Source organism: Candidatus Methylomirabilota bacterium, assembly GCA_035936835.1.
GTDB lineage: Bacteria > Methylomirabilota > Methylomirabilia > Rokubacteriales > CSP1-6 > AR37.
The window spans coordinates 1-23,947 of sequence record DASYVT010000123.1; the positions used below are offsets into that span (position 1 = coordinate 1).

Consider the following 23,947-nt stretch of genomic DNA (forward strand, 5'->3'; position numbering starts at 1 on the left):
TGCCGATCTCGCCCTGCGCCACGGGCAACCCCTCGTCGTCCACGATGCGCGCCGCGTACCCCGGCACCGCGAGCCCGCTCGAGCCCGGTCTCGCCCGCCCCGGCGGGTTCGAGAGGAAGATGTGCAGGATCTCGGTCGTGCCGATGCCGTCGAGGATCTCGACGCCGAAGCGCTCGCGCCAACGCTTGTAGATCTCCTCCGGCAGCGCCTCGCCGGCCGACACGCAGCGGCGCACCGAGGAGAAGTCGTAGCGCTTCTCGGCCTCCTTGACCTGGAGCATGGCGGCGTAGAGCGTCGGCACGCCGAAGAAGATAGTCGGCTTGTGGCGGTGGATGACTTCGAACATGGCCTCGGGCAGCGGGCGATGCGGGTAGAGCACTGCCTGCGCGCCCACACGCATCGGAAAGTACATGTTGTTGCCGAGGCCGTAGGCGAAGAAGAGCTTGGCCGCCGAGAAGGTCCTGTCCTCGGGCGTGATGCCCAGCACCTGGAGCGCGTACGTGTCGGTGCAGACCACCATGTCGTGCTGGAGATGGACCGCGCCCTTTGGAAAGCCGGTCGAGCCCGAGGAGTAGAGCCAGAAGCAGACGTCGTCCTTGGACATGTCCACGGCCTCGAGGGTGGACGAGGCCTTGGCGAGCCACGGGTCGAAGCCGATCTGCCCGGCGCCGGGCTTGCCGACCACGACAACGTGCCTGAGGTGGCGCGATTGGGCGAGTATGGGCCCGGCCTCGGCCAGGAGCGGCTCGGAGATCACGGCGACCCGGGCGCGGCTGTCGTTCAGGAAGTAGAGGTAGTCCTGGCCGCGCATCATGGTGTTGATCGGGATGGGCACGGCCCCGATCTTGATGGCGCCCCAGAAGGTGGCGAGGAAGGCGGGCGAGTCCAGCAGCAGGCACAGCACGCGGTGCTCGGGCTCGACGCCGAGGCCAAGCAGCGCGTTGCCTGCGCGGTTGACCAGCTCCTGGAGGCCGGCATAGGTCAGCTCGCCTTCCTCGTGGAGGAAGGCAACCTTGCCCCCGCGGCCCTCGGCGATGTGCCGGTCCACGAAGAAGGTGGCGGCGTTGAAGCGGTCGGGCACCTCGAACGGCGACGTTGCCATGTCGGTTTCTCCGTGCGGCGCGCGGCCTAGCGGCGACGTTTGACGGGCGGCCGCTTCGCGGTCTTGGCTGTCCGCCGCGGCGTCGTTGGGGCCTTCGCGGGCTTGACGGCCATGGCTTCGATCTCGACAAGCAGCTCCGGCTTCACGAGCCGCGTGACGACGAGGAGCGTGTTCGGCGGGTAGGCGCCGTCAGGGAAGTAGCTCGGGAAGACCTCGGCGCGCGCCTTCATGAAGCCGTCGATGTCCCCGGCGTGGGTCAGGAAGGTCTGGAACCGTACGATGTCGCGCATCGCGCAGCCGGCCGCCTCCACGACGGCGCGCACGTTGTCCAGAGCCTGCTTCGTCTGCGCGACGACGTCTCCGCCTGCGACCTGGCCGCCCTGCCCCATGCCGACCTGGCCGGCGACCACGACGATCTCCCCGCCCGGCGCCACCATCCCGTGCGAGTACATCCCCAGCGGAGCTCCAAAGCTCTTCGGCGTCACGACCTTGGGCATGATTCCTCCGATCAGGCCAACCGCACGTACTCGAAGTCCACGGGTTGGCCGTTGATGCCGCGCGCGGGCGGGGCGATCCAGTGGGCGAATTTGCCGGGCTCGGTCACCGGCTGCATGAGGCTCTCGATATACGCCTTGTCCTCCTCGGTCGGCAGCCAGTCGCGGTGCTTGGCGTCCCACTCGGCCTGGCTGATGACCCGTCCGTCGGGCGCCACGCGCGCCTCGGCGAAGCTGCCGATGGCGCGGTGGAAGGCCCGGTGCGGGAGCCGCAGCTCGAAGTCGATCCCGTGCTTCTTGATGACCTCGTTCCACCGGGCGACGCCCCGGGCGCAGTCGGCGACGTAATCGTCGCGCAGCCGCTCGTTGAGCGAGACCAGCGCCGGCTCCTCGCGCATCACGATCCGCTCGCCCTCGAGCTCGGCGACGGTGTATGTCGCCTCCTTGAGCAGGTGGTCATCGTGTTTCTTGATCTCCTCGAAGCGCCCCTTGAGCCCCGCGGTGTAGAAGTTGGCGGCGTTGGTGGAGATCTCCGAGCCGAAGAGGTCCAGCGAGACCGAACAGTGGAAGTTCAGGTACCGCTGCATCGTGCGCAGGTCGATGCCGCCGTGCTTCCGGAGATCGTCCGTCTTGTGCTCGCGCATCAGCTCGCAGGCGCGCTGGACGATCCGCATGATGCCCGCTTCGCCCACGAACATGTGGTGCGCCTCTTCCGTCAGCATGAAGCGGCAGGTCTGCGACAGCGGGTCGAAGCCGCTCTCCGCCAGGCTCGCCAGCTGGTACTTGCCGTCGCGGTCGGTGAAAAAGCAAAACATGAAGAAGGACAGCCAATCGGGGGTCTTTTCGTTGAAGGCGCCCAGGATGCGCGGCTTGTCGGCGTCGCCTGAGCGGCGCTGAAGCAGGGCCTCCGACTCCTCGCGCCCGTCGCGGCCGAAGTGCGCGTCCAGGATGTAGACCATGGCCCAGAGGTGCCGCCCTTCCTCCACGTTAACCTGGAAGAGGTTGCGGAGGTCGTAGAGCGATGGACAAGTCCGGCCGAGGTGGCGCTGCTGCTCGACGGATGCCGGCTCGGTGTCTCCCTGGGTGACGATGAGGCGGCGAAGCGTGCCGCGGTACTCGCCCGGCACCTCCTGCCACGCGGGCTGGCCCTTGTGGTCGCCGAAGTTGACCTGGCGCCCCGGCTCGGGCTCGGCGAGGAAGATGCCCCAGCGGTAGTCCGGCATCTTCAGGTAGCCGAACTTCGCCCAGCCCTGCGCGTCCACGCTGATGGCCGTCCGGAGGTAGACGTCCTTCGTCTGGAATCCGGTCGGCCCCATGTCCTGCCACCACTCGAGGAACTTCGGCTGCCAGTCCTCGAGCGCCCGCTGGAGCCGCCGGTTCTCGTGCAGGTTGACGTTGTTCGGGATCAGCGTGGTGTAGTCGATGCCGGCCATCACACTCTCCTTCGGTCGAACTCGCTGCGCTGGCCCGTGCCGTAGACGCGGAGCGCACCCTTGTCCCCGACGGCGTTGGGGCGCTGGAAGATCCAGTTCTGCCACGCCGACAGGCGGCTGAAGATCTTGCTCTCGAGCGTCTCGGGCCCGCCGAAGCGGAGCGAAGCCTCCATGCCGGTGAGCGCGTCGGGCGAGAACGCGGCGCGCGCCTCGATGCCGACGCGGACCTCGTCCTCCCAATCGATGTCGTCGGGGGTGAAGGTGACGAGCCCCGCGTCAGCCGCGGCGGGAGCCTCCATGTCCTCGCCGATGCGCCGCTTGAGGTCGTCGGAGCGCGCCGGCTCGTCGAGGAAGCGGCTCGCGAGGCGCGTCAGCCCGTTGACCATCGGGTACGGCCCGAAGTTCATCCCGGTCAGACGCACGGCGGCGGGCTTGCGCGTGTCGCCCTCGAGAGCGCCGTCGAGCATGTAGGACCGATCGGCCGCCAGCGCCAGCTCGAGCAGGGTGCCCGCGAAGCAGGAGCCCGGCTCGACCAGGACGAAGATGGACCGTGACGAGACGTCGAGGCGCTTGAAGGTGCGCTTGAGGTAGAGCCGGATCTCGCGCACCAGCCAGTCCGCCGCGTGCTCCTGGAGCGCGCGGTCATGGGCCTCGACGAGATCGGCGCTCCCCTCCGTCTTGAACACCCAGATGCCGATCTCCTCCTCGTTGGCGCGAAGGTGGAGGATGAGGTCGTCGAGCTCGCGCGCCAGGGCGAGCGGCCAAAAGGCGGCGCCGGCGGCATGAATAGCCTCGAGGGTGGCAGGAGGCTGAGCGCCGGGCCCCTTGACCGTGATCTCCGCGACGCTTCGCCCACGGTCGAGGGCGCAGGTGATGGTGCCGTAGGTGATCCGCATACCTTCGATCGCGCGCCGGAGCGGCGTGAGGCTGATGCCCTTGGCGGCCGCGGGCCGGTCGGTGCGCGCGGCGCGCTCGGCGGCCCGGCGCTTGACCGTCTCCTCGAGCTTGGAGCGCGGCACGACCTCGTCCACGAGCCGCCATTCGACGGCGCGCTGCCCCTTGATGCCCTCCTCGAGCGTCGAGAAGAAGTCGGCACGGTCGCGGCGGACATGCCGCTTGTCCACCAGGCGCGTCAGGCCTCCGGTGCCGGGCAGGACGGCAAGAAGCGGAACTTCGGGAAGCGCCACAGTGGTCGAGCCGTCGTCGGCCATGATGATCCAGTCGGTCGCCAGCGCCATTTCGTAGCCGCCGCCCGCGCAGGGGCCGTTGACCGCGCAGAGATAGCTCTGGCGAGACTCGGCGGTCGCATCCTCGATCGAGTTACGGGTCTCGTTGGTGAACTTGCAGAAGTTAACCTTCCAGCCGTGGGAGGACTGGTTCAACATGCGGATGTTGGCGCCGGCGCAGAAGATGCGCTCCTTGCCCGAGGTCAGCACCACCGCCCCGACTTCGGGATGCTCGAAGCGCAGACGCTGGATCGCGTCGTAGAGCTCGATGTCCACGCCGAGATCGTAGGAGTTGAGCTTGAGCTCGTACCCCGGCTTGAGCCCGCCGTCTTCCCTCACGTCCATCGCCAGCGTGGCGACGGGACCGTCGAAGGACAGCTTCCAGTGCTTGTATTTCGCGGGCTCGGTGCGGAAATCCACCGTCATCGGTACGCCGCCGTCAGCCATGCTCGGTGATTCTCCTTTAGCCCCCAATTTTTCTTTAGCCCCAACTTTGCATTATCCCAAGATGACCCAGAGCGCCTTGGCGCTCTTGGGCCCGAGGTTCTCCCAGCCGTGGGGCGTCCCGCCGTCGAGGTAGGCGCTGTCGCCCGCCTCGAGCTGCTGGGAGCTTCCATCGTAATGCAGCGCGACCTTGCCCTCGAGCACGTAGAAGAGCTTCATCTGGCCTGGGTCAATGACGACCTTGTCGGTCTTGACGCCCTTGGCGCGCGGACCGAGCGTCGAGACCACAGCGCGAATCTTACCCTGAAAGAGCCCCGCGCCGAGCACGTGCCACTTCTCCGTGGTCCCGTCGAAGGAGACCACCGGGTACTCGCTCTTCCGGGTCACGTGGAGCCGCCCGTGTGGCGTGGGCTCGAAGAGCGAGGCGATCGGGACGCCGAGGGCGGCCGCGAGCTTCCCCAGCGTCGGCAGCGACGGCGTCAGCCTCCCCGCTTCGATCTGGGACACCATGCTCGGTGTCATGCCGGCCTTCTCGGCGAGCTGCCGCTGCTGGAGCCCCCGCTCCGCCCGCAGTCCCTTGATGCGCGCCCCCAGTGAGGTCACAGGCCCGCCAGCCGGCGGAGCGCGCGCGCCACGAACACCCGCGTCATCTTCTTGCGGTACGGGTGCGTCAGGTCGGTATTGTCGAGGGGCTTCGACGGCTTGAAGGCGGCATCGGCGACGCGGTCGATCAGCTCCGGCGTGAGCCGCTCGCCGACGAGGAGGGCGGCCGCCGCCGGCGTAGGCCGTGGCTGGGAAGCGACGGCGCCGAGCGTGATCGACGCTTCCCTCACCGTGTCGCCGTCCATGCGAAGCGCCACGGCGACGCCGAGAATCGGGAAGTCGATTGACCCACGCCGGCGGAGCTTGAGATAGGTCGAGCGCCAGCCGTCCGCGGGCGGCAGCACGATGGCCGTCACGACCTCGCCCGGCTCCTTGCTCAGGTACTGGATGCCGTCGTCCCGGTAGAGCGCCGAGATGGGAATGACGCGCTCGCCCTTCGGCCCCGCGAGCCTGACGCTGGCGCCGAGGCTCCAGAGCATCGGCGCCGTGTCCGACGAGGACACGGCCCAGCAGCGCGAGCTGCTGGGCGCCACGAGGCAGATGTCGCCGTCCTTCTTCATGCAAAAGTTGACGGCCTTCCGCCACTCGTAGGACTGGTTGTAGTAGTTGCAGCGCGTGTCCACGCAGACGTTGCCGCCGAGGGTGCCCATGTTGCGGATCTGCGGGCTCGAGACAAGCCCCGCGGCCGTCGCCAACCCCGGGTAGTGGCGCGCGACATCGGCATGGGACGAGACGTCGCTGAGCGTCGTGCCCGCGCCGATGGTGAATCCGGTCTTCGCCGACCCGCTCACGCCGGCGATGTCCCGGATGCCCCGCAGCCCGATCAGCACCGACGGCTCGAACTGGCCGCGCTTCATGTTCGGGTAGAGATCGGTGCCTCCCGCCACGAACATCGCTTCGGGCCCGTGGTCGGCCATGAGCTTCACGGCATCGCCGACCGAAACCGGCGCGAGGTACGTGAACGGCGGCAGTCGCATCATTTGGCGAAAGGCCTCTGGGGGCCGAAGGGCCTCTCGACGATCTTTTCCGCGGGCTGCCCGAAGGCCGACTCAACCGCCCTCGCCTCGGGGAACTTGAAGAGCGGCAGCTTGTCGGGTCCGATGCGCGCGGCCTTGCCCTGGCGCTTCAGGTCGAGCGCCCTCAGAACCTTGTCGGGCGAGATCGGGATCTCGTCGATGCGGACGCCGACGGCATTGTGGACGGCGTTGGCGACGGCCGGAATGACTGGCAGGAGCGGCCCCTGTCCCGCTTCCTTGGCGCCGAACGGGCCCTCGGGGTCGTCGGTCTCGATCAGGATGGTGTGGATCTCGGGCGTCTCGAGCGTCGTCGGGCTCTTGTATTCCAGCATCGATGGCGCCTTGTGGACGCCCTTCCGGAAGACCTGCTCCTCCATCAGGACCTCGCCCAGCCCCATGTAGACCGAGCCCTCGACCTGCCCCTCGACCAGCAGCGGGTTCAGCGCGCGGCCGACGTCGTGCGCGATCCAGATTTCTCTCGGCTTGACATCGCCCGTGTCGACGTCCACGTCCACCTCGACGACACAGGCCGAGTAGGAGTAGCAGGGAGAGGGCCCCACACCACCGCCCTTGTATTTGCCCGCACGCTTGGGCGGCGCGTAGGAGCCCGGGAAGGCAAGGACGCCGTGCATGCTCTCGCCCAGCACCACCGCCTGGGCGAAGGAGATGCCCCTGTCCTCGTCGCCCTCGACGAAGACGCGGCGGTCGCGCGCGACGAGCGTGTCGGCCGCGACCTCGAGCTTCTTCGCCACCGCCTCGAAGATCTTGTCGCGGAGCCGCGTCGCCGCCTGGATGGCGGCGTTGCCCGCCATGAGCGTAACGCGCGAGGAGTAGGAGCCGAGATCCACGGGCGTGAGGTCCGTGTCGGCCGGGTGGACGCGAATATCCTTGGGCTCGATGCCGAGCACCTCAGCGACGAGGTAGGCGAGGACCGAGTCAGAGCCCTGGCCGATGTCCGTCGCGCCGCAGAGGACGGCGACGAGCCCGCTCCGGTCGGCCCGGAGGACGACGCCCGAATGCGGCATGTCGTTCCAGTAGATCGCCAAGCCCGCGCCCGTGAGGTACGACGAGCATGCGATGCCGATTCCGCGCCCGGGCGGGAGCTTGCCGCGCTTCTCCCGCCAGCCCGAGGCCTCGACCGCGCGGTCGATGCACTCGCCCAGCCCGATCGTGCTGACCGTCAGGTGGTTGGCCGTCTTCGTGAAGGGCTCGGCGAGGTTGCGCCGCCGCATGTCGGCCGGATCGAGACCTAGCTGCTCGGCGGCCTTGTCGATCTGGCACTCCATGGCGAAGCGCGGCTGCGGCGTCCCGTGCCCGCGCTTGGGCCCGCAGGGCGGCTTGTTGGTGAAGATGCGCGCCCCCTCGAACTTGTAGACCGGAATCTTGTAGGTGACCGTCTGGAGCGCCCCCGTGTAGAAGACAGAGGCAACGCCATAGGAGCCGTAGGCGCCGCCGTCGAGCCACGAGCGGAAGTGCATCCCGGTGATGGCGCCGTTCTTCGTAAAACCGGTCTTGATCCACATGAGCACCGGGTGACGGCCGCGGTGGACGTAGAAGACCTCCTCGCGCGTGAGCGTGATCTTCACCGGCCGGCCCGTCAGCTGGGAGAGCCTGCACGCCGCGATCTCGTGGGCGAAGGGGTCGAGCTTGCCGCCGAAGCCGCCGCCGACGGGCGCCGCCACCACCCGGATGTGCGCCTGCGGCAGGTCGAGGATCTTGGCGAGGAGGCGGTGGACGTAGTGCGGCGTCTGGGTCGAGGACCAGAGGGTCAGCTTGCCGTCCGGCCCCCAGTGCGCGACGGCCGAGTGCTGCTCCATGGGCAGGTGCGTGTTGCCCTCGAAGAAGAAGACGTCCTCGCGGACAAGGTGCGAGCCCGCGAACGCCGCCTCGACGTCGCCGAACTGGAGCGAGACGGCCTTGTGGACGTTGGGGCCGTCGCCATACTCGTGGATACGCACGTCCGGGTTCGCGAGCGACTCCTCGATGGACATGAGGGGCTTGAGCGGCTCGTACTCGACCTCGATCAGGCGCGCTGCCCGATCGGCCGTCTCCTCGTCCACCGCGGCGACGGCGGCGACGGCGTCTCCCACCATCCTGACCTTCTCGACGCAGAGCGCTTCCTCGTCCTGCGAGACCGGCAGGATGCCGAACTTGACCCGCGGCAGGTCGTGCCCCGTGATGACGGCGTAGACGCCGGGCAGCGCCGCCGCGCGCGCGGTGTCGATCCGCTTGATGAGCGCGTGCGGGTGCGGGCTTCTCAGGAGCTTGCCGTGGGCCATGCGCGGCAGTACCAGATCATCGGCGAACTTGGTCTCGCCGGTAACCTTGGCCCAGGCGTCGATCTTGGGCAGCGACTGGCCGATGACCGAGAGCTTGTTGTTCTTCATACGCGGTCTTCGTGAATTGCTCGCCTCGTGACGCTCATGCCTTCGGCACCTCGGCCGTCCCTCGGCTCGCACTGCCGCGCATACGCAGGGCGGCGAGCTCGACCGCGTCGAGGATCTTGGTGTAGCCGGTACAGCGGCAGAGGTTGCCGGCGAGCGCCTCGCGGACCTCATCGCGTGTCGGCGTCGGCGTCTCATCCAGCAGCGCCTCGGCGGTGAGGAGTATGCCGGGGATGCAGTACCCGCACTGGGCGGCGCCCAGCTCGGCGAAGGCCTGCTGGAGCGGGTGGAGGTGGCCGTTCTCGGCCATGCCCTCGACGGTCTTGATCTCCAGCCCCTGGAGCTCGACGGGCAGCGCGAGGCACGAGAGCACGGGCACGCCGTCCACAAGCACCGTGCAGGTGCCGCATTCCCCGAGCTCACAGCCGTGCTTGGTGCCGGTGAGGTTGAGGTCCTCGCGGAGGACTTCGAGCAGGGACTTGTGCACAGGGACGATTACGTCCCGCGTCTCGCCATTGACCGTGAGCGTGAGCTGCGTCTTCACGTGCCGCCCCCCGTCGGGTGAGCCCCGGGCTGATTACGGATACACGAAAGTCGACTTAAGTAATACTAAATCGCCCGGAGGGCTGTCAAGCGGCTTTACGCCACCCCCCACTCCCCTCTCCCCCACCGGGGGAGAGGGCCAGGGTGAGGGGCCGAGGCCCTACACCTTCCTCCCCGTCAATGCCCGAAGCGCCGCCAAAGCTTCCGCCACCTCCCGCCCCTTGGCCTTGATGATGTCCAGCAGCTCCTCGGGCGTCCGCGTGTCCTCATCGCGCTTGGCGTGCGGGTTGACCGCCTTGAGGTCGTAGCCTCGCGCGTCGATCTCCTTCCGTTCCACCGTCCACGAGTACTCACTGTCGCCCCGCGCGGGTAAGAGCCGGAAGAACTCCTCGAAGTGGGCGAGCGTCAGCGGGCTCTTCTTCCCCATCTTGATGTCGGAGAGGTCGTAGTACCAGATGCGCTCGGTGGGCTTGCCCCGGGTGAAGAAGAGCAGGTTCGTCTTCACACCCGCGCCCGCATTCACGAAGGCGCCGGAGGGCAGGCTGACGATGCACCAGAGGTCGCACTCGTCGAGCAGCTTCCGCTTGGTCTGGGCGAAGGCCGTCTCGTTGGTGCGGAACAGCACGCCTTCATCCAGCACGATGCCGCAGCGCCCGCCCGGCTTGAGGCTAAGGTCCCCACTGAACGCCCGACGCACCAGCGCCGCCGGCAGGGCCTTGGCGGCTTCGAGCTGAGCCTTGGCCGTTGCCCGCGCCCGCTCCACCGCCGCCATCTGTACTCCGACGATGTTCGCTATACGCCGCTGCTCGTCTAAGAGCGGGAGCGGGATTTCGGGAGATTCCAGAAATCCGGACCGAATGCTATGAACGGTGGCGCCTTTCTTGACGCCATCACTGAGGATCACGGACTCATAGGCTTTCAGCACCCGGTACAAGAACCACACGTCAACCTTGGCAGGATCAGCCTCAATCGACTTGATGTCCCGATTGAACGCCACGCGGACCGAGGCCACAGCAATGAGAGCCGTCTGAGCCAGAATTCCGGATCTTACGACGGCAAGGATGCTCCAGGGCTAAGCGAGATTCGTGGCGCTGTCTCGTACTGCTTCTTCCGAAATGTGATCCTGGGCATCTTCGGTCGTGGTCGAGCGCATGTCGTTCGGAGACACCCAAGGGATGTTGCCCGCCCAGAAGGAAGGGTTGTCCTTGCTTGGCGTACCGCCATGAGTGACTCGGTAGAATCTATCAAGCCGCACCCAACGCCATCCTGCGGGAAGCCGATGCTTGTCGGTGCTCGCGGAGCCGGGGCTGACGATGCTCACGCGGCGAAGTACCCGCCTTTGCTCGGGGGCAGCATGTCGGTGGGCGGGCCGGGCACGAGACGATCTGGCCACGTCACTTCAGCAGCTTCAGCTTGCGGTTGACGGCGGCCAGGTTGAAGCGCTCGGGGTCGAAGCCGCGGCCCGCCCAGGCGAACATGTCCCTGTGCTCCGGGTGGCTGCGGTCGTGCAGCACGTCGAGCAGGTTCGCGTAGCCGGGCACGCCGCCGCAGTCCTCGGGCGGACAGGCGCGCTCACCTGCGAGGCATGCCGAATGCTTGAACGGAGCCGTGGGAGCCTGGATCGCCTCCACCAGCGCCTCGTGACCCCACCCATCGCCGAGGTCGTAGACGTAGCGGAACCGTACACCTTCGGTGGGCGCGGCTGCGCGCAGTGTCAGCTTCCACTCGGGCTCTACTTTGTAGTGCGGCTCGTCCGGCTCCGGCCGGCCGTAGCGCCTGCCGCCGACTTCGAACTCATGGAGATGCACGTCGCGCCAGCCCATGGCTTTTTGAATGACCGTGTGAAGCCGCTCGAGCGTGATGGAGCCGGGCACCTGGACACGGCGCCACACCGGCGGTTCGACTTCCTCGAGCGTGATCCTGAGAACGTAGAGCGTGTCCTCGCGAGGGGCGACGGTGAGGCGGCGTCTCGGAGTCCGTGCAGTCGGCGTCATGCGGCGAAGAGCCTTTCTTTAATCTGGCGCGGGAAACGCTCAGCCTTGGCTCCGATGAGCGCCACAGCCACAGGCTGGCTCGCCTGGTTCACCCGGACCCGCAGCGTGTAATCCGCGCGACCCTTTGCGCGCCGCCGGGCTTGCCCTTCAACCACCGCCACTGCCCCCGCCGTCTCCTCGCTTCGGATAAGGTCTTCCGTCCACCCACAGGCGTGGAGCGCCGGATCGATCAGCTTGGCCCGTGTGTCGGACTCGCCCAGTGACATGCCGGCCCATTATAAGGGGAAGCGATTGCTACAAATGCGTGACGGGAGGGCACGCGGCGCATCCCAGTTCTGCTTGCCAGGGCCACCCGTGCCGCATACTCCGCTCATGGGAACGAGTGCGGACACGGATCAGGGCGGAGGACGTCCACCGTATCGGCTGATCGGGCTCGGCACGATGACCCTGGGTCTCTTCATCATCCTGATCTCGGCGAACGTGATTCCCGTCGCCGACTCGCGCTTCTCCGCGCCGCGATGGATTGCCGGCTGCGCGGGCCTCAGCTTCCTGCTGGCAGGCGCCGCGGTCGCGCTGGCCCGTCCCGGCGCCACACCGAACAGTATCGCGGCCAATCCCTATCTCGGGGGCGCCGCCGCCCTGGTGCTCGTCCTCATCCTCAACTGGATCGCGTTCGGGGCGGGCCCACGGCACTTCAGCGGCGGCGTCGCGATCCCCTTCGTATCCTGGTCGGGTCCATCGAGCGACTGGACCGGCCGCGCGGCCTTCGGCATCTGCGCCGCGATCATGGATTTCATCGTCGTCTGGCTCCTCATCCGCGGCGTGCGCGGCGCCTTCCACCGGCGCGAGCGCTGACGCCCGGGATCCCGCGCCGGTCAGTCGAACCGGTCGAACGCCTGCCGCACGGGACCCTGGGGTAGTATGGCCGGGTGCCCCAAGACAAGGTCGTCCCAATGCGCGAGGCGGTGGCGCGCTTCGTGCCCGACGGCGCCTCGGTCTGCATGGGCACGGCGCTGGAGGCGCTCATCCCCTTCGCCGCCGGCCATGAGCTGATCCGCCAGCGCCGGCGGGATCTGACACTGATCGGCCCGATCTCGGACATCCTCTTCGACCAGCTGATCGCCGCGGGCTGCGTCGCCCGCATCCAGGCCGCCTGGGTGGGCAACGTCTCGGCCGGGCTCGGCCACAACTACCGCCGCGCGGTGGAGCACGGCGTCCCCCACCCCGTCGCCGTCGAGGACCACTCCAATCTCAGTATCGCCCTGGCGCTCCAGGCAGGCGCGATGGGCGCGCCCTACATCCCGACCCGCTCACTTCTGGGCACGGGGCTCCTCGACTCCAACCCGTCCTTTAAAGAAGCCCGCGACCCGTTCTCAGGCGATCCCGTGGTCCTGATCCCGGCGCTCAGGCCGGACGTGGCCATCCTCCACGTCCAGCGCTCGGACGCGGAGGGCCACGCGCACTGCTGGGGCACTCTCGGCGTTACGCGGCAGGCGGCGATGGCCGCCCGAAGGGTCATCATCGTGGCCGAGGAGATCTGGCCGCGCGAGCGCATCCTCTCCGACCCCGGCCTCGTGCTGGCGCCCGCTCTCAAGGTCGCGGCCGTGGTCCACGAGCCCTTTGGCGCCTATCCCTCGCCGGTCCAGGGCTACTACGGGCGCGGGCACGACTTCTACCACCGCTACCACGAGGAAACGCGGACGGTGGAAGGCACGCGGGCCTGGCTCGACCATTGGATCTTCGATGCCGGCGATTGGAAGGGCTTTCTCTCAACGCTGGGTCCCGAGGCCCGCGAAGCCGTGCGGGTCAAAACGCCGCGCCTCTCTGAACCTCTCGACTTCGGAGCCTGAGCCCATGAAGATCATAGCCCCATGAAGATCACATCTATCGAGGCGATCTGTCTCGCCATCCCGATGAAACCGCTCGACCCGCCGTCGCCCTGGACCGCGGCCACGCGCAAGCAGATCGTCGTGCGCGTCAGGACCGACGCGGGACTCACGGGCGTGGGCGAGGCCTTCGCCTACGGCGCGCCGCTCGCGGTCTGCAACGTGATCGAGGAGAGCCTGGCGCCGCTGCTGATCGGCCAGGACCCGCTCAGGATCGAGTATCTGGCGGACCTCATGCACCGCGGCACCATGATCTACGGCCGGCGGGGGCTGGCGATGTTCGCCATCAGCGGCGTGGACATCGCGCTGTGGGATCTTCTCGGCAAGGCGCTGAACGCCCCCGTCCATGCACTCCTGGGAGGCGCGACACGTCCCACGCTACCCGTGTACGCGAGCCTCATGCGCTACGACTCGCCCAAGGACGTGGCGGGCGCCTGCAAGGGCTTCGTCGCCCAGGGCTTCACGATGCTGAAGCTCCACCAGACCGACGTGGCCTCGGTCCGCGCGGCGCGTGAGGCCGTGGGGCCGAACGTGGAGCTGATGCTCGACGTGAATTGCCCCTGGACTCCCGCCGAGGCCATCGGTATGGCGCGGGCGCTCGCGCCCTACCGGCTCTTCTGGTTCGAGGAGCCGGTGTGGCCTCCCGAGGACTACACGGGGCTCGCTGAGGTAGCGCGGGCCACCGACACGCCCATCGCGCTGGGCGAGAACGAGTCCACGCTCTACGGCTTCCGCGAGATCATCGAGCGCCGCGCGGGCGACATCCTCCAGCCCAGCATCACCAAGGTCGGCGGCATCACGGAGTTCAAGAAGATCGCAGCGCTCGCCCAGGCGGCCAACCTGCCCATCGCGCCGCACTCCTTCTATTTCGGCCCGGGGCTGGCGGCCACGCTCCATGTGGCGGCGACCTTGGGTAGCGCGATGCCCGTGGAGTTCCCGACGGGCGAGCACGAGACGTCTTTTCTCGCGCGCCCTATCCAGGCGCACGACGGCCACGTCGAAGTACCTATGGGTCCCGGGCTCGGCGTCGAGATCAACGAAGAGGCCATTCGCCGCCATCCCTACGCCGCCTCGGGCGCCAAGCCTTTCGTGCTCCATGGCACTTCGAGCTGAACGTCGGCCGGGGCCAAAGGCCCAGGTCGATGTGAGGCGAGGGCTGAGATAACCCATGCCGGAGTACACCGATCGCGAGCTGATGGTCATCGCCGCGGGGCGCGAGATCCGCGACGGCGACCTGGCCTTCGTCGGCATGCGGCTGCCTCTCCTGGCCTTCGCCTTTGCCAAGCGCACGCACGCCCCCGGCGCGATTGGCCTCTTCGAGAACGGCATCGTGCGCGACCAGCCGGCGCCGGAGACCCTCATGACCATGAGCGACACGCCGAATATCCCGGGCGCGCTCTGGTCCACAGGCACGCTCGAGATCATGTCGCTCCTCCAGCAGGGGCTGGTGGATCTTGGCTTCATCGGCGGCGCCGAGATCGATAAGCACGGCAACCTCAACACCAACTACGTCGGCGACTGGCGCATGCCGAAAGTCCGGCTGCCCGGCAGCGGCGGCGGCGCGGACATCGCGAGCCTGGCTAAGCGCTTCGTGGTCATCATGCCGCAGGAGAAGCACCGCTTCAAAGAGCGCGTGGACTTCATCACCTCGCCGGGCTTTGGCGACGGCGCCGGCTGGCGCGAGCGCGTGGGGCTGCCGGGCGGCGGTCCGGCCGCGGTCATCACGACGCTCGGCGTCTATCGCTTCGACCCCAAGACCCGCGAGATGGTCCTCGCCTCCTGGCACCGGGGGCAGAGCGCCGAGTCGGTGCGAGCCGCGACAGGCTGGGATCTGCGCGTGGCGGACGGCTGCCGCCAAACGGCGATACCGACGGCAGCGGAGCTCGAGATCGTGCGCGCCTGCGACCCCGCGGGCTTCTGGACCCGCTAGCGCGTGGAGCAGTCGCCCGCCCGTCTCCGCTGGATCATGTGGGGCATCCCCGCTTTCGTCTTCTTCTTCGCGTTCCTGCACCGCGTCGCCCCCGGCGTCATCGTCAAGGAGATCATGCAGGCCTTCGGCGCGACCGGCGAGATCGTCGGGCTCCTCTCCGCGATGTACTTCTACTCGTACGCGGCCTTCATGATCCCGGCCGGTGTCCTCATCGACGGCTTCGGTGTCCGCCGCGTGGTCGCCGCAGGCAGCGCCGTCATGGCGCTGGGCTCTCTCGCGATGGGGCTCGCCGCCTCGCAGGGCGCGCTCATGACCGGGCGCTTCCTCGTCGGCGCGGGCGCGACGGTCACCTTCATTGGGTGCCTCAAGATCGCGGCCGACTGGTTCCCGCCCTCCCACTTCGGCACGCTCTCGGCCGTGACGGCGACGGTCGGCATTCTCGGAGCGCTCGGGGGTACGCTGCCGCTGGCGGCGCTGGTCGCCCTCGCGGGCTGGCGCGGTGCGTTCACGGTGATCGCCGCGCTGACGCTCGCCGGCGGCGCCGCGTGCTTCCTTTTCGTCCGTGATCATCCGCCGGGCGCCTCAGCCGCGACGGCGGCGGCGCCGAGCCTCGGCCACGTGCTCCGCGGCGTCGCGAAGGTGCTCGCCAACCGGCACACCTGGCCACCCTTCCTCGCCTTCTTCTTCTTCTACGCCGCGATCGGCAACCTCATGCTCTGGGCCGTGCCGTTCCTCCACGACATCTACGGACTGACGACGACCAAGGCCGCGGGGTACGCCTCCCTCGTGGCGTTCGCCCTGCTCTTCTCGGCGCCGCTCACCGGCTACCTCTCCGACCGGGTCCTACGCCGGCGCAAGCTCCCCTATACCGTGCTCTCCGGGTGCTTCTTCGTCTTTTGGGCGGCGCTGGCGCTGACCGCGGGGACGCTGCCTCTCTGGGGTGTGGCCGCGCTCCTCTTCGGCATGGGCGCGGTCGGCGGCGCGTTCGTGCTGACCTGGCCGATCGCCCGCGAGGTCAACCTGCCGCAGCTCGCGGGAACTGCCGTGGCCGTCTCGAACATGGGCGGCTTCGTCGGCGCCGCGCTGACCCAGAAATACGTCGGCCGCGTGCTCGACGCCGGCTGGACCGGCGCGATGGTCGAGGGCGCGCGCGTCTACCCCGCGGCGGCCTACGCGGGCGCCTTCAAGCTCTGCGCCGTCTTCGTCCTGATCGCGGCGGGGCTGAGCCTGCTCCTGCGCGAGACCCGTGGGCGCAACATCTATCACGAGCTCTACCCGGGAAACTAGCCTCCGGCAGGCGGCCGAGAAGGGTCCAGCTGCGAGGCGGCGCGCGAAGGCCGCACGGGAGGCGTAGTCTCTCTACGTTGAGCGTGCGGCCGAGGGCGCCAACGAAGCAGATGGGCCCTTATCGGCCGCCTGCTAGGCGCGCTCGAGGAAGCCCTCGGTCATCGCGTTCACGACGGGGATGCCGTTGGACGCGATGGCGTTGATGCGCGCCTTGACCTCGGCGAGCGCGCGGAAGGGCTTCTTGAGCAGGTGCTCGGCGTAGTCCTTCACGGCCTGTTCGAGTTCCGAACCAGGCACGACGAGCGTCACGAGCCCCATGGCGTGGGCCTCGGCCGCCGAGTAGCGGTGGCAGCCCATGATGATCTCCTTGGCCTTGGTCGGGCCGACGAAGCGGACGAAGCGCGTCGTCGAAGCCACGCCGAGCGGCACGCCTAGGTCCACCTCGGGAATCCAGAACTGCGCCTCGGCCGCGGCGAAACGGAAGTCGCAGGCCAGCAGCAGGCCCCAGCCGCCGCCGACCGCGTGGCCGTTGACCATCGCGATCGTCGCCTGCTCAAGGGTCTCGAGCGCTCCCGTGGCCCGCTCGAAAAGCCTGCGGAACTGGCTCTTGTTCTCCTTGAAGAGGCGCCGGCGCTCCTCGTCCGTCTTGGCGCGGGCGTGTGGCGCGTCCGCCCCGGCCGAAAAAACTGGCGGCGCGCCCGTCAGGATGACGACGCGCGTGCCCGCGTCGTCCCGCAATTCGGCGAGCGCCGCCCCGAGGTCGGTCAGCATGGCGTCGCTCAGCGAGTTGCGTCGCTCGGGACGGTTGAGCGTGAGCGTGGCCACAGCCCCGTCCCGCATCAACGTGACGTGGCCGCTCACGAGCGCGCGGCCTCGAGGAGCGCCGACTCGATGCCCTTTTCGTCGGCGAGGAGCTTCTCGCGTGTCTCGCCGACGATGTCCCGGGCGCGCGCATAGCCCTTCCCGGCCGCCCGGTTGCGGGCGACGGCCGGCGCCAGGATCCCGATGGACTTCCAGGTGACGGCCCCCCGCATGGGGTAGTTAATAGATGCGCCCAGGAGGGCGGCGGCGGCGGCCTCGCTGGCCGAGGCGTCCAGGTAGACTCCCATGGGCTTGAGCACGCGCTCGTTGGCGTCCGCCATGACGTCGAGGAGATGGGACACAGGCGCGCCCGGGTAGCCGCCGACATAGGACACGCCCGACTGGAGGAGAGCCTTGGTGATGGCGAGGATACCCTCGCCCCGGAGGACCTGCCCCTGCCCGAGCTGGAGCTGCTTGACTTCCTCCGCGAACGACCGTTCCATAGGGCCCTCTTTTACCACATTCCGCATCCGGAGGGCGGCCATGCCCCACTCGACCACGCGCGACGGCGTCAGGGTCTACTACGAGGAGCACGGGCGGGGCGAGCCGGTCCTGCTGGCCTACGCCATCGGCGGCAATGCGGGCATGTGGGAGCCCAATATCGGAGCGCTCTCCGCCGGCCACCGGCTCATCCTCTGGGAGCCGCGCGGGCACGCGCGCTCCGACAGCCCCGAGGACCCGAAGAAGGTCACCTTCGCCCACTGGGTCTGGGACCTCCACGACCTCATGGACCATCTCGAGCTCGAGCGGGCCGTCGTGGGCGGACTCTCGCTCGGCGGGGGCATCGCGACGCGCTTCACGCTGGCGCACCCCACGCGCGTGCGTGCCCTCCTCATCATCGACTCGTCCTCCGCGTCGGGCCTGCCGCTGGGAGTGGACAATATCGTGATGCGCGCGAAGAGCATCGAGGTGACGCTCAAGGGCGGGATGGACGCCATGGCGGAGTTCGCCATCGAGTCCAACCCGAACGTGGCGGGGCGGATCAAGCTGGACCCATCGGCGCGGAAGGAGTTTTTCGACTACTACCGCATGCTCACGCCCATCGGCTACGCCAACGCGCTGCGGGCCCTGCTCCAGATGGACTACATCACGGATCGCCTGGGCGAGATCACGGCGCCGACCCTCCTCGTCTGCGGCGACGAGGACCCCTCGCTCGGACCCATGCGAGAGATCCAGAAGCGCATCGCGCACACCCGCTTCGCCCTGCTCTCCCTGGCCGGCCACTTCGCCAACCGGGATCAGCCCGTGGCGTTCAACCGCGCTGTCGTCGAATTCCTGTCCGGCCTCGCCTGAGGCGCCGCGCCCGCGCCGGCGTCGAGTTCCAGAAAGACCTCGCTTGACCTGCATCCGTCCGTGATGAGTTCGACGCCCTCGGCCGGGCCCGTGGCGGCCCGCACGAAGCGGCTGCTCGAAGCCCCCGTCGTCCCGACCCTGCTGCGCCTGGCCGCGCCCACTGTCTTCGTCACCATTCTCCAGGCGACCGTCGGCACGCTCGACGCCGTCTTCGTGGGCTGGCTCGGCTCGAGCGCGCTCGCGGGGGTGTCGCTGGTCTACCCACTGCTCATGCTCATGCAGACCATGTCGGCCGGCGGCATGGGCGGCGGCGTCGCCTCGGCCGTGGCGCGCGCGCTGGGCGCCGGCAGGCGCGCCGAGGCGCAGGCGCTGGCGGCTCACGCCCTCGTGATCGCGATCGGCATGTCCGCGCTGCTCACCACCGGGCTCCTCTGGGGGGGACCTGCGCTGTACCGCGCCATGGGCGGGACAGGCGCCACCCTCGAGGCCGCGTTGACCTATTCCCGCGTGATCTTCGGCGGCGCCGTCGTTTATTGGCTCCTCAACACGCTCTCGAGCATTGTCCGCGGCACGGGCACCATGGTGCTGCCGGCGGCCGTCAATATCGGCTCGGCCATCATCTATCTGAGCCTGGCGCCGGCTCTGGTGATGGGCTGGGGCCCGTTACCGCGGCTCGGGGTGGCGGGCACGGCGACGGCGAATCTCATCGCTTTCGGCGCCTCGACGCTCGTGCTCGGCGCCTATCTGCTGTCGCCGCGAAGCACGGTGCGGCTGTCCTGGGAGGCCTTCCGGCTGCGGCGGGCGCTCTTCTGGGAGATCCTGCGCGTCGGCGCTCCCGCCTCGCTCAACACGATCCTGACCAACCTGACCGTGGTGCTGATGACGGGCCTCGTCGGCCCGTTCGGCGTAGCCGCCCTGGCCGGCTACGGCATGGGCGCGCGGCTCGAGTATCTCCAGATCCTGCTCGCCTTCGGGATGGGCTCGGCGCTGGTCGCGATGGTCGGCGCCAATGTGGGCGCGGGGCAGATCGCGCGCGCCGAGCGTATCGCGTGGACGGGCGCGGGTATCGCCGCGGCCGTGACGGGCGCGATCGGCCTTTTCGCCGCCATCTTCCCGGGTGCGTGGCTCGGACTCTTCACGACGGACCCGGAGGTGATCGCCGCGGGCGCGAGCTATCTCCGGATCGTGGGCCCGGTCTACGGCTTCTTCGGCCTGGGGCTGACTTTGTACTTCGCCTCGCAGGGCGCGGGACGCCTCGGCTGGCCCCTCGCGGCCGGTTTCGCGCGCCTCTTCCTCGCGGCGGCGGGGGGCTGGGTCGGCGGCTATTGGCTCGGCTGGGGCCTGCCTGGGATCTTCGCGGCCATGGCGGCGGCCCTCGTCGTGCTTGGCGGCACGATCGCCGCGGCTGTCAGATGGGGCGCCTGGCGCTAGGCCGAGCGCCGGAGCGGTCGTTGCCCGCGTCACCGCACCTGTGAAACAATCGGGCGCATGAGCCGCCGCGCCCGCGCCGTTCTCGGTACCGCCTGCGGCACGCACTTCGTCCACGACGGCTTCTCCGATATCCTCTACGTCCTCTTCCCGGTCTGGGCCCGCGAGTTCGGGCTGACCTTCGCCCAGGTCGGCCTGCTACGCACGGTGTACAGCGGCGGCATGGCGGCTTTCCAGATCCCGGCAGGGCTCCTCGCGGAGCGCTGGGGCGAGGCGCGGCTCCTGGCGGCGGGGACGGCCGCCACGGCGCTTGGCTTCGTCGTGGCGGGCTTCGCGGGAGGCTATGCGGCGCTCCTGGGATGTCTCCTCGCCGCGGGGCTCGGCTCGGGCGTCCAGCACCCGCTCTCGTCCTCGCTCGTGTCGCATGCCTACGAGGACGGGCGCCGCCGCGTGGCGCTGGGCACGTACAACTTCTCGGGCGATCTCGGCAAGGTCGTGGTGCCCGCGGCGGTGGCCTTCGCCGTCCCGTGGCTCGGCTGGCGTGGGGCCGTCGAGAGCTTCGCCGCGGTCGGGATGGTGGCCGCCGTCCTTGTGCTCGTGGCGCTCACTAGCCTCCGAGTGGGCCACGCCCCCCTCCCAGCGGAAGGCGGAGGGCGGCGGTCGGTGTCCGACTGGGGCATCCGCGACGTGCGCGGCTTCCAGGCGCTGTCCGTGATCCACGTGATCGACAACTCGACACGCACGGGCTTCCTCACCTTCCTGCCCTTCCTGCTGATCGCCAAGGGGTCGTCGGTCCGGGCCGTGGGCTTCGCGCTGATGCTGGTCTTCGCGGGTGGCGCGGCGGGCAAGTTCGCCTGCGGCGTGCTGGCTGAGCGGCTCGGCGTGATCCGCACCGTGATCATCACCGAAGCGGCGACGGGCGCCGGCATCCTGCTGCTGCTCGGGCTGCCGCTCGGCCCATCGCTGGCGCTGCTCCCCGTCCTCGGGATCGCGCTCAACGGCACGTCGTCTGTCCTCTACGGCACCGTCGCCGACCTGGTCACCAGTGACAGGCGGGGGCGCAGCTACGCAGTCTTCTACACCGTGGGTGTCGGCGCGTCGGCTTTGTCCCCGTCGGTCTACGGCGTCGTCAGCGACTGGGGTGGTGTGCCGCTGGCCCTCGCCATTGTGGGCTCGCTCGTCTTCCTGACGCTCCCGCTGACGCTCCTGCTGCGGCGCCCGCTCGCGGCCGCGCCAGTTTAGCGCGCGAGGGACGGCACCGAGACGCGCTCGGTCACCCGTTCCCGGCCCGGCCCCTTGAGCCAGGTGAAGGTCAGCCGCCCGTCGGGGCCGAAGCGGATTTCCTTGATCGCCTCGCCGGGGGAGAACCCCGGCGCCCAGTCCCGCTCGATCCGGAGCACCTCACGCGCCGAGAAGATCTGCCGGATGGCGAGAGCGCGGCCGTCCGGCTGGGCCATGAGCAGCCGCCGGTAGTCCGCGTTGAGCACGTCCCGTCGCGGCTCGGAAAGCTGGTGGCGCCTGGCCTCGAAGAAGTAGCTCCAGGTGCACCGCCGGCCGCAGTCGAAGCGCGCCTCGGCGAAGGTCGCGGTGTGCCAGATGACTTCGGGCTTGCCCAGCCCGGCCATGCCGGCGGGCGGGGTGAACCAGGTCGCCCGCTCGGGCCCACCGTAGTAGTAGCCGACGCGGCAGTCACGGTCACTCCGGCAGTCGGCGACGATACCCGCGCTCGGCAGCACCGACCGGTAGAGGCAGTGGGACGGGCCGCTGCCGCCGGGGCCCGAGCATTCAGCTGCCGCCGGCGTGGCCGCCGAGACCGGGCCTTGCGCGAGCAGGAGGAGAGCGCCGAGAGGCAGCAGCCGGAAAAGAAACAGGGGACGACCTCGGGCTAACCGCCCTCGGCGAGGATCTCGGTCATCCGGGTGAAGAACTGCTCCAGCATCATCTTGCTGACGCCGCCCAGCATGCGCTGGCCGACGCTGGCGATGAGCCCGCCCACCTGCACATCCGCGCTGTAGCTGACTCGCGTGCCGCCGTCCGCGTCGGAGAGCTCCATGCCCGCCTCTCCGCGCACGAAGCCGGGCCCGCCACTGCCCTCGAGCGCCATCCGGTAGCGGGTCGGCGACTCCAGGTCGAAGAGCCGCACCTTGCCCTCGAACGTGCCCTTGATGGCGCCGACGCCGATCTTCATCTTCGCCTTGTACTCGCCGGGACCGATGGCCTCCAGGCCCTCGCAGCCCGGGAGCGCGCGGGCGAGCGTATCGGGATCGAGAAAGGCCGCCCACACGCGCTCGCGCGGGGCGGGGATGTCGTTGGCGCCTTCGATCTTCATCCTTCGAGCGCGCGCACGGCCGCGGCCATCCGGCTCATGCCTTCCTTGATGGTTTCGAGCCCCGTCGCGTACGAGAGACGGATGTGGGCGTCCGAGCCGAAGTCTACGCCTGCCACCGTGGCGATCAGGGCTTCTTCCAGGAGAAAGGCGGAGACGTCTCCGGATCCCTTGAGCGTGCCGCCTTTCCAGCGCTTGCCGAAAAGCCCCGAGACGTTGGGGAAGACGTAGAAGGCGCCCTTGGGCATGACGCAGCTGATGCCGGGGATGGCGTTGAGCGCCTCCACGATAACGCGGCGGCGCCGGTCGAACTCGCCCGCCATCTTGGCGACCTCATCCTGCGGTCCTGCCAGCGCCTCGACGGCCGCCCACTGGGCGATCGAGGTCGGGTTCGACGTCACCTGGCTCTGGATGTCGGTCATCGCCTTGATGATGAGCTTGGGGCCCGCGGCGTAGCCCAGCCGCCAGCCCGTCATGGCGTACGCTTTGGAGCAGGTGTTGACGACGAGGGTGCGCGCCTTGATCTCCGGCGAGAGCGACGCAATCGAGACGTGGCGCCCCTCGTAGGTCAGCGCCTCGTAGCATTCGTCCGAGACGATCCAGAAGCCGCGCTCGACGGCGAGCTGCCCCACCTCCTTGAGCGCCGCCGCCGAGAAGACCGCCCCCGTCGGGTTTCCAGGGCTGTTGAGCACCAGGATCCTGGTCTTTGCCGTCACCGCCCGCTGGACAGCCTCGGGATCGAGGTCGAAGCCGGTGGACTCGAGCGTCTCGACGGGCACGGGAACGCCGCCCAGGAGCCGCACCTGCTCGGGATAGGACACCCAGAACGGGCTCGGGATCACGACCTCGTCGCCCGGGTTCACCAGCGCCATGACGATGTTGTAGAGCGTGTGCTTGGCGCCGCAGGAAGCGGTGACCTCGTCGGGCGCGTACTCGAGGCCCAGGTCGCGCTTGAGCTTGTGGCAGATCGCTGCGCGCAGCTCGGGGATGCCGCCGACCTCGGTGTACTTGGTCTGGCCGCTCTCGAGCGCGCGGATCGCCGCGTCCTTGATGCGGCGGGGAGTGTCGAAGTCGGGCTCCCCCGCCCCGAAGGAGATGACGTTGATGCCCTGCGCGCGCATGGCCTTGGCCCTGGCCTGCATGGCGAGCGTGGGCGAAGGCTGGAGCGTCTTGAGGCGGTCGGCGAGCATGCGGAAACCTTACTTTCTGGAGAATTTCGCGTTCAGCCGCTCCTCGACCAGCGGCGGCACCATCCCGGTGACGGCGGCGCCGAGCGACGAGACCTCCTTGATGAGGCGGGAAGAGATGTACGTGTACTTCTCGTGCGGCATGAGGAAGACCGTCTCCACCGTGTGGCGGAGCTTGCGGTTCATCAGCGCCATCTGGAACTCGTACTCGAAGTCCGACACCGCGCGGATGCCCCGGACGATGCAGTCGGCCTGCTCCCGATGCGCCAGGTCTATGAGGAGCCCGTCGAAGGACGTGATGCGCATGCGTCCCATGCCGGCCGTCGCCTCGTCGATCATCTCGAGCCGCTCCTTGACCTCAAAGAGCGGCTGCTTGGACGGATTGGCGACCACGGCGACGATCAGCTCGTCGAAGATGCGCAGGCTCCGCTCGATCAGGTCGAGGTGCCCGTTGTGCATCGGATCGAACATCCCCGGGTACACGGCTCGCTTGCCCACGGCGTCCCCCGC

At 68.9% G+C, this 23,947-nt stretch carries 24 protein-coding genes and 1 pseudogene; 8 read left to right on the forward strand and 17 right to left on the reverse strand.

Annotated features, from left to right (window positions below):
- From VGV06_10225 to VGV06_10275, 11 genes are all read right to left on the reverse strand, one after another.
- The coding region (locus tag VGV06_10225) for a benzoate-CoA ligase family protein (GenBank protein HEV2055533.1) at positions 1 to 1,102 on the reverse strand (1,102 nt) is incomplete at its 3' end.
- A 26-nt stretch (positions 1,103 to 1,128) separates the two neighbouring features.
- Complete coding sequence (locus VGV06_10230) at positions 1,129 to 1,599, reverse strand: RidA family protein (protein ID HEV2055534.1); 471 nt, start codon at positions 1,597 to 1,599, stop codon at positions 1,129 to 1,131.
- A gap of 11 nt (positions 1,600 to 1,610) precedes the next feature.
- Positions 1,611 to 3,029, reverse strand: a complete 1,419-nt coding sequence (gene boxB / locus VGV06_10235; protein HEV2055535.1) for a benzoyl-CoA 2,3-epoxidase subunit BoxB — start codon at positions 3,027 to 3,029, stop codon at positions 1,611 to 1,613.
- On the reverse strand, positions 3,029 to 4,702 hold the full coding sequence (boxC, locus tag VGV06_10240) for a 2,3-epoxybenzoyl-CoA dihydrolase (GenBank protein HEV2055536.1): 1,674 nt from the start codon (positions 4,700 to 4,702) through the stop codon (positions 3,029 to 3,031). Before boxC ends, boxB begins: the two co-directional genes overlap by 1 nt.
- 51 nt (positions 4,703 to 4,753) lie before the next feature.
- On the reverse strand, positions 4,754 to 5,302 hold the full coding sequence (locus tag VGV06_10245) for an XRE family transcriptional regulator (protein HEV2055537.1): 549 nt from the start codon (positions 5,300 to 5,302) through the stop codon (positions 4,754 to 4,756).
- Positions 5,299 to 6,282 (reverse strand): xanthine dehydrogenase family protein subunit M, encoded by a 984-nt coding sequence (locus tag VGV06_10250; GenBank protein HEV2055538.1) that lies wholly within the window; start codon positions 6,280 to 6,282, stop codon positions 5,299 to 5,301. The genes VGV06_10245 and VGV06_10250 overlap by 4 nt, the downstream gene beginning before the upstream one ends.
- Positions 6,279 to 8,705 (reverse strand): molybdopterin cofactor-binding domain-containing protein, encoded by a 2,427-nt coding sequence (locus VGV06_10255; GenBank protein HEV2055539.1) that lies wholly within the window; start codon positions 8,703 to 8,705, stop codon positions 6,279 to 6,281. The genes VGV06_10250 and VGV06_10255 overlap by 4 nt, the downstream gene beginning before the upstream one ends.
- A 34-nt stretch (positions 8,706 to 8,739) precedes the next feature.
- Entirely contained in the window at positions 8,740 to 9,246 is a 507-nt protein-coding gene (locus VGV06_10260; GenBank protein ID HEV2055540.1) for a (2Fe-2S)-binding protein, read from the reverse strand.
- Positions 9,247 to 9,405: 159 nt separating this feature from the next.
- Positions 9,406 to 10,017 carry an N-6 DNA methylase gene (locus tag VGV06_10265; protein HEV2055541.1) on the reverse strand — a complete coding sequence of 204 codons (612 nt, stop codon included), beginning with the start codon at positions 10,015 to 10,017 and terminating at the stop codon, positions 9,406 to 9,408.
- A gap of 622 nt (positions 10,018 to 10,639) precedes the next feature.
- Positions 10,640 to 11,239, reverse strand: a complete 600-nt coding sequence (locus VGV06_10270) for a plasmid pRiA4b ORF-3 family protein (GenBank protein ID HEV2055542.1) — start codon at positions 11,237 to 11,239, stop codon at positions 10,640 to 10,642.
- Entirely contained in the window at positions 11,236 to 11,505 is a 270-nt protein-coding gene (locus VGV06_10275; GenBank protein HEV2055543.1) for a hypothetical protein, read from the reverse strand. The genes VGV06_10270 and VGV06_10275 overlap by 4 nt, the downstream gene beginning before the upstream one ends.
- A 106-nt stretch (positions 11,506 to 11,611) precedes the next feature.
- Here VGV06_10275 and VGV06_10280 point away from each other — a divergent pair, with 106 nt between their 5' ends.
- The 5 genes from VGV06_10280 to VGV06_10300 all read left to right on the forward strand — a co-directional run bounded on the left by VGV06_10280 (position 11,612) and on the right by VGV06_10300 (position 16,342).
- A complete protein-coding gene (locus tag VGV06_10280; GenBank protein HEV2055544.1) occupies positions 11,612 to 12,094 on the forward strand; it encodes a hypothetical protein in 483 nt (160 codons plus the stop codon).
- Between the two features lie 74 nt (positions 12,095 to 12,168).
- Entirely contained in the window at positions 12,169 to 13,089 is a 921-nt protein-coding gene (locus VGV06_10285) for a CoA-transferase (GenBank protein HEV2055545.1), read from the forward strand.
- Between the two features lie 21 nt (positions 13,090 to 13,110).
- Complete coding sequence (locus tag VGV06_10290) at positions 13,111 to 14,238, forward strand: mandelate racemase/muconate lactonizing enzyme family protein (protein ID HEV2055546.1); 1,128 nt, start codon at positions 13,111 to 13,113, stop codon at positions 14,236 to 14,238.
- Positions 14,239 to 14,293: 55 nt separating this feature from the next.
- Complete coding sequence (locus VGV06_10295; GenBank protein ID HEV2055547.1) at positions 14,294 to 15,055, forward strand: CoA-transferase; 762 nt, start codon at positions 14,294 to 14,296, stop codon at positions 15,053 to 15,055.
- A gap of 3 nt (positions 15,056 to 15,058) precedes the next feature.
- Positions 15,059 to 16,342, forward strand: coding sequence for an MFS transporter (locus VGV06_10300; protein ID HEV2055548.1), 1,284 nt, complete (start codon positions 15,059 to 15,061; stop codon positions 16,340 to 16,342).
- A gap of 132 nt (positions 16,343 to 16,474) precedes the next feature.
- Here VGV06_10300 and VGV06_10305 read toward each other — a convergent pair whose 3' ends face one another.
- Positions 16,475 to 17,203, reverse strand: coding sequence for an enoyl-CoA hydratase/isomerase family protein (locus VGV06_10305; protein HEV2055549.1), 729 nt, complete (start codon positions 17,201 to 17,203; stop codon positions 16,475 to 16,477).
- A gap of 146 nt (positions 17,204 to 17,349) precedes the next feature.
- A pseudogene (locus VGV06_10310) lies at positions 17,350 to 17,646 on the reverse strand (indolepyruvate ferredoxin oxidoreductase).
- A gap of 40 nt (positions 17,647 to 17,686) precedes the next feature.
- Here VGV06_10310 and VGV06_10315 point away from each other — a divergent pair.
- The 3 genes from VGV06_10315 to VGV06_10325 all read left to right on the forward strand — a co-directional run bounded on the left by VGV06_10315 (position 17,687) and on the right by VGV06_10325 (position 21,166).
- Positions 17,687 to 18,496, forward strand: coding sequence for an alpha/beta fold hydrolase (locus VGV06_10315; GenBank protein HEV2055550.1), 810 nt, complete (start codon positions 17,687 to 17,689; stop codon positions 18,494 to 18,496).
- A gap of 63 nt (positions 18,497 to 18,559) precedes the next feature.
- On the forward strand, positions 18,560 to 19,927 hold the full coding sequence (locus VGV06_10320; protein ID HEV2055551.1) for an MATE family efflux transporter: 1,368 nt from the start codon (positions 18,560 to 18,562) through the stop codon (positions 19,925 to 19,927).
- A gap of 57 nt (positions 19,928 to 19,984) precedes the next feature.
- Positions 19,985 to 21,166, forward strand: a complete 1,182-nt coding sequence (locus VGV06_10325; GenBank protein ID HEV2055552.1) for an MFS transporter — start codon at positions 19,985 to 19,987, stop codon at positions 21,164 to 21,166.
- Here VGV06_10325 and VGV06_10330 read toward each other — a convergent pair.
- From VGV06_10330 to coaD, 4 genes are all read right to left on the reverse strand, one after another.
- Positions 21,163 to 21,660, reverse strand: a complete 498-nt coding sequence (locus VGV06_10330) for a hypothetical protein (GenBank protein ID HEV2055553.1) — start codon at positions 21,658 to 21,660, stop codon at positions 21,163 to 21,165. The genes VGV06_10325 and VGV06_10330 overlap by 4 nt on opposite strands.
- Positions 21,661 to 21,809: 149 nt before the next feature.
- Positions 21,810 to 22,253 (reverse strand): carbon monoxide dehydrogenase subunit G, encoded by a 444-nt coding sequence (locus VGV06_10335; protein ID HEV2055554.1) that lies wholly within the window; start codon positions 22,251 to 22,253, stop codon positions 21,810 to 21,812.
- Entirely contained in the window at positions 22,250 to 23,440 is a 1,191-nt protein-coding gene (locus tag VGV06_10340) for a pyridoxal phosphate-dependent aminotransferase (protein HEV2055555.1), read from the reverse strand. Before VGV06_10340 ends, VGV06_10335 begins: the two co-directional genes overlap by 4 nt.
- Before the next feature lie 9 nt (positions 23,441 to 23,449).
- On the reverse strand, positions 23,450 to 23,935 hold the full coding sequence (gene coaD, locus VGV06_10345) for a pantetheine-phosphate adenylyltransferase (protein HEV2055556.1): 486 nt from the start codon (positions 23,933 to 23,935) through the stop codon (positions 23,450 to 23,452).
- Positions 23,936 to 23,947: the final 12 nt, after the last annotated feature.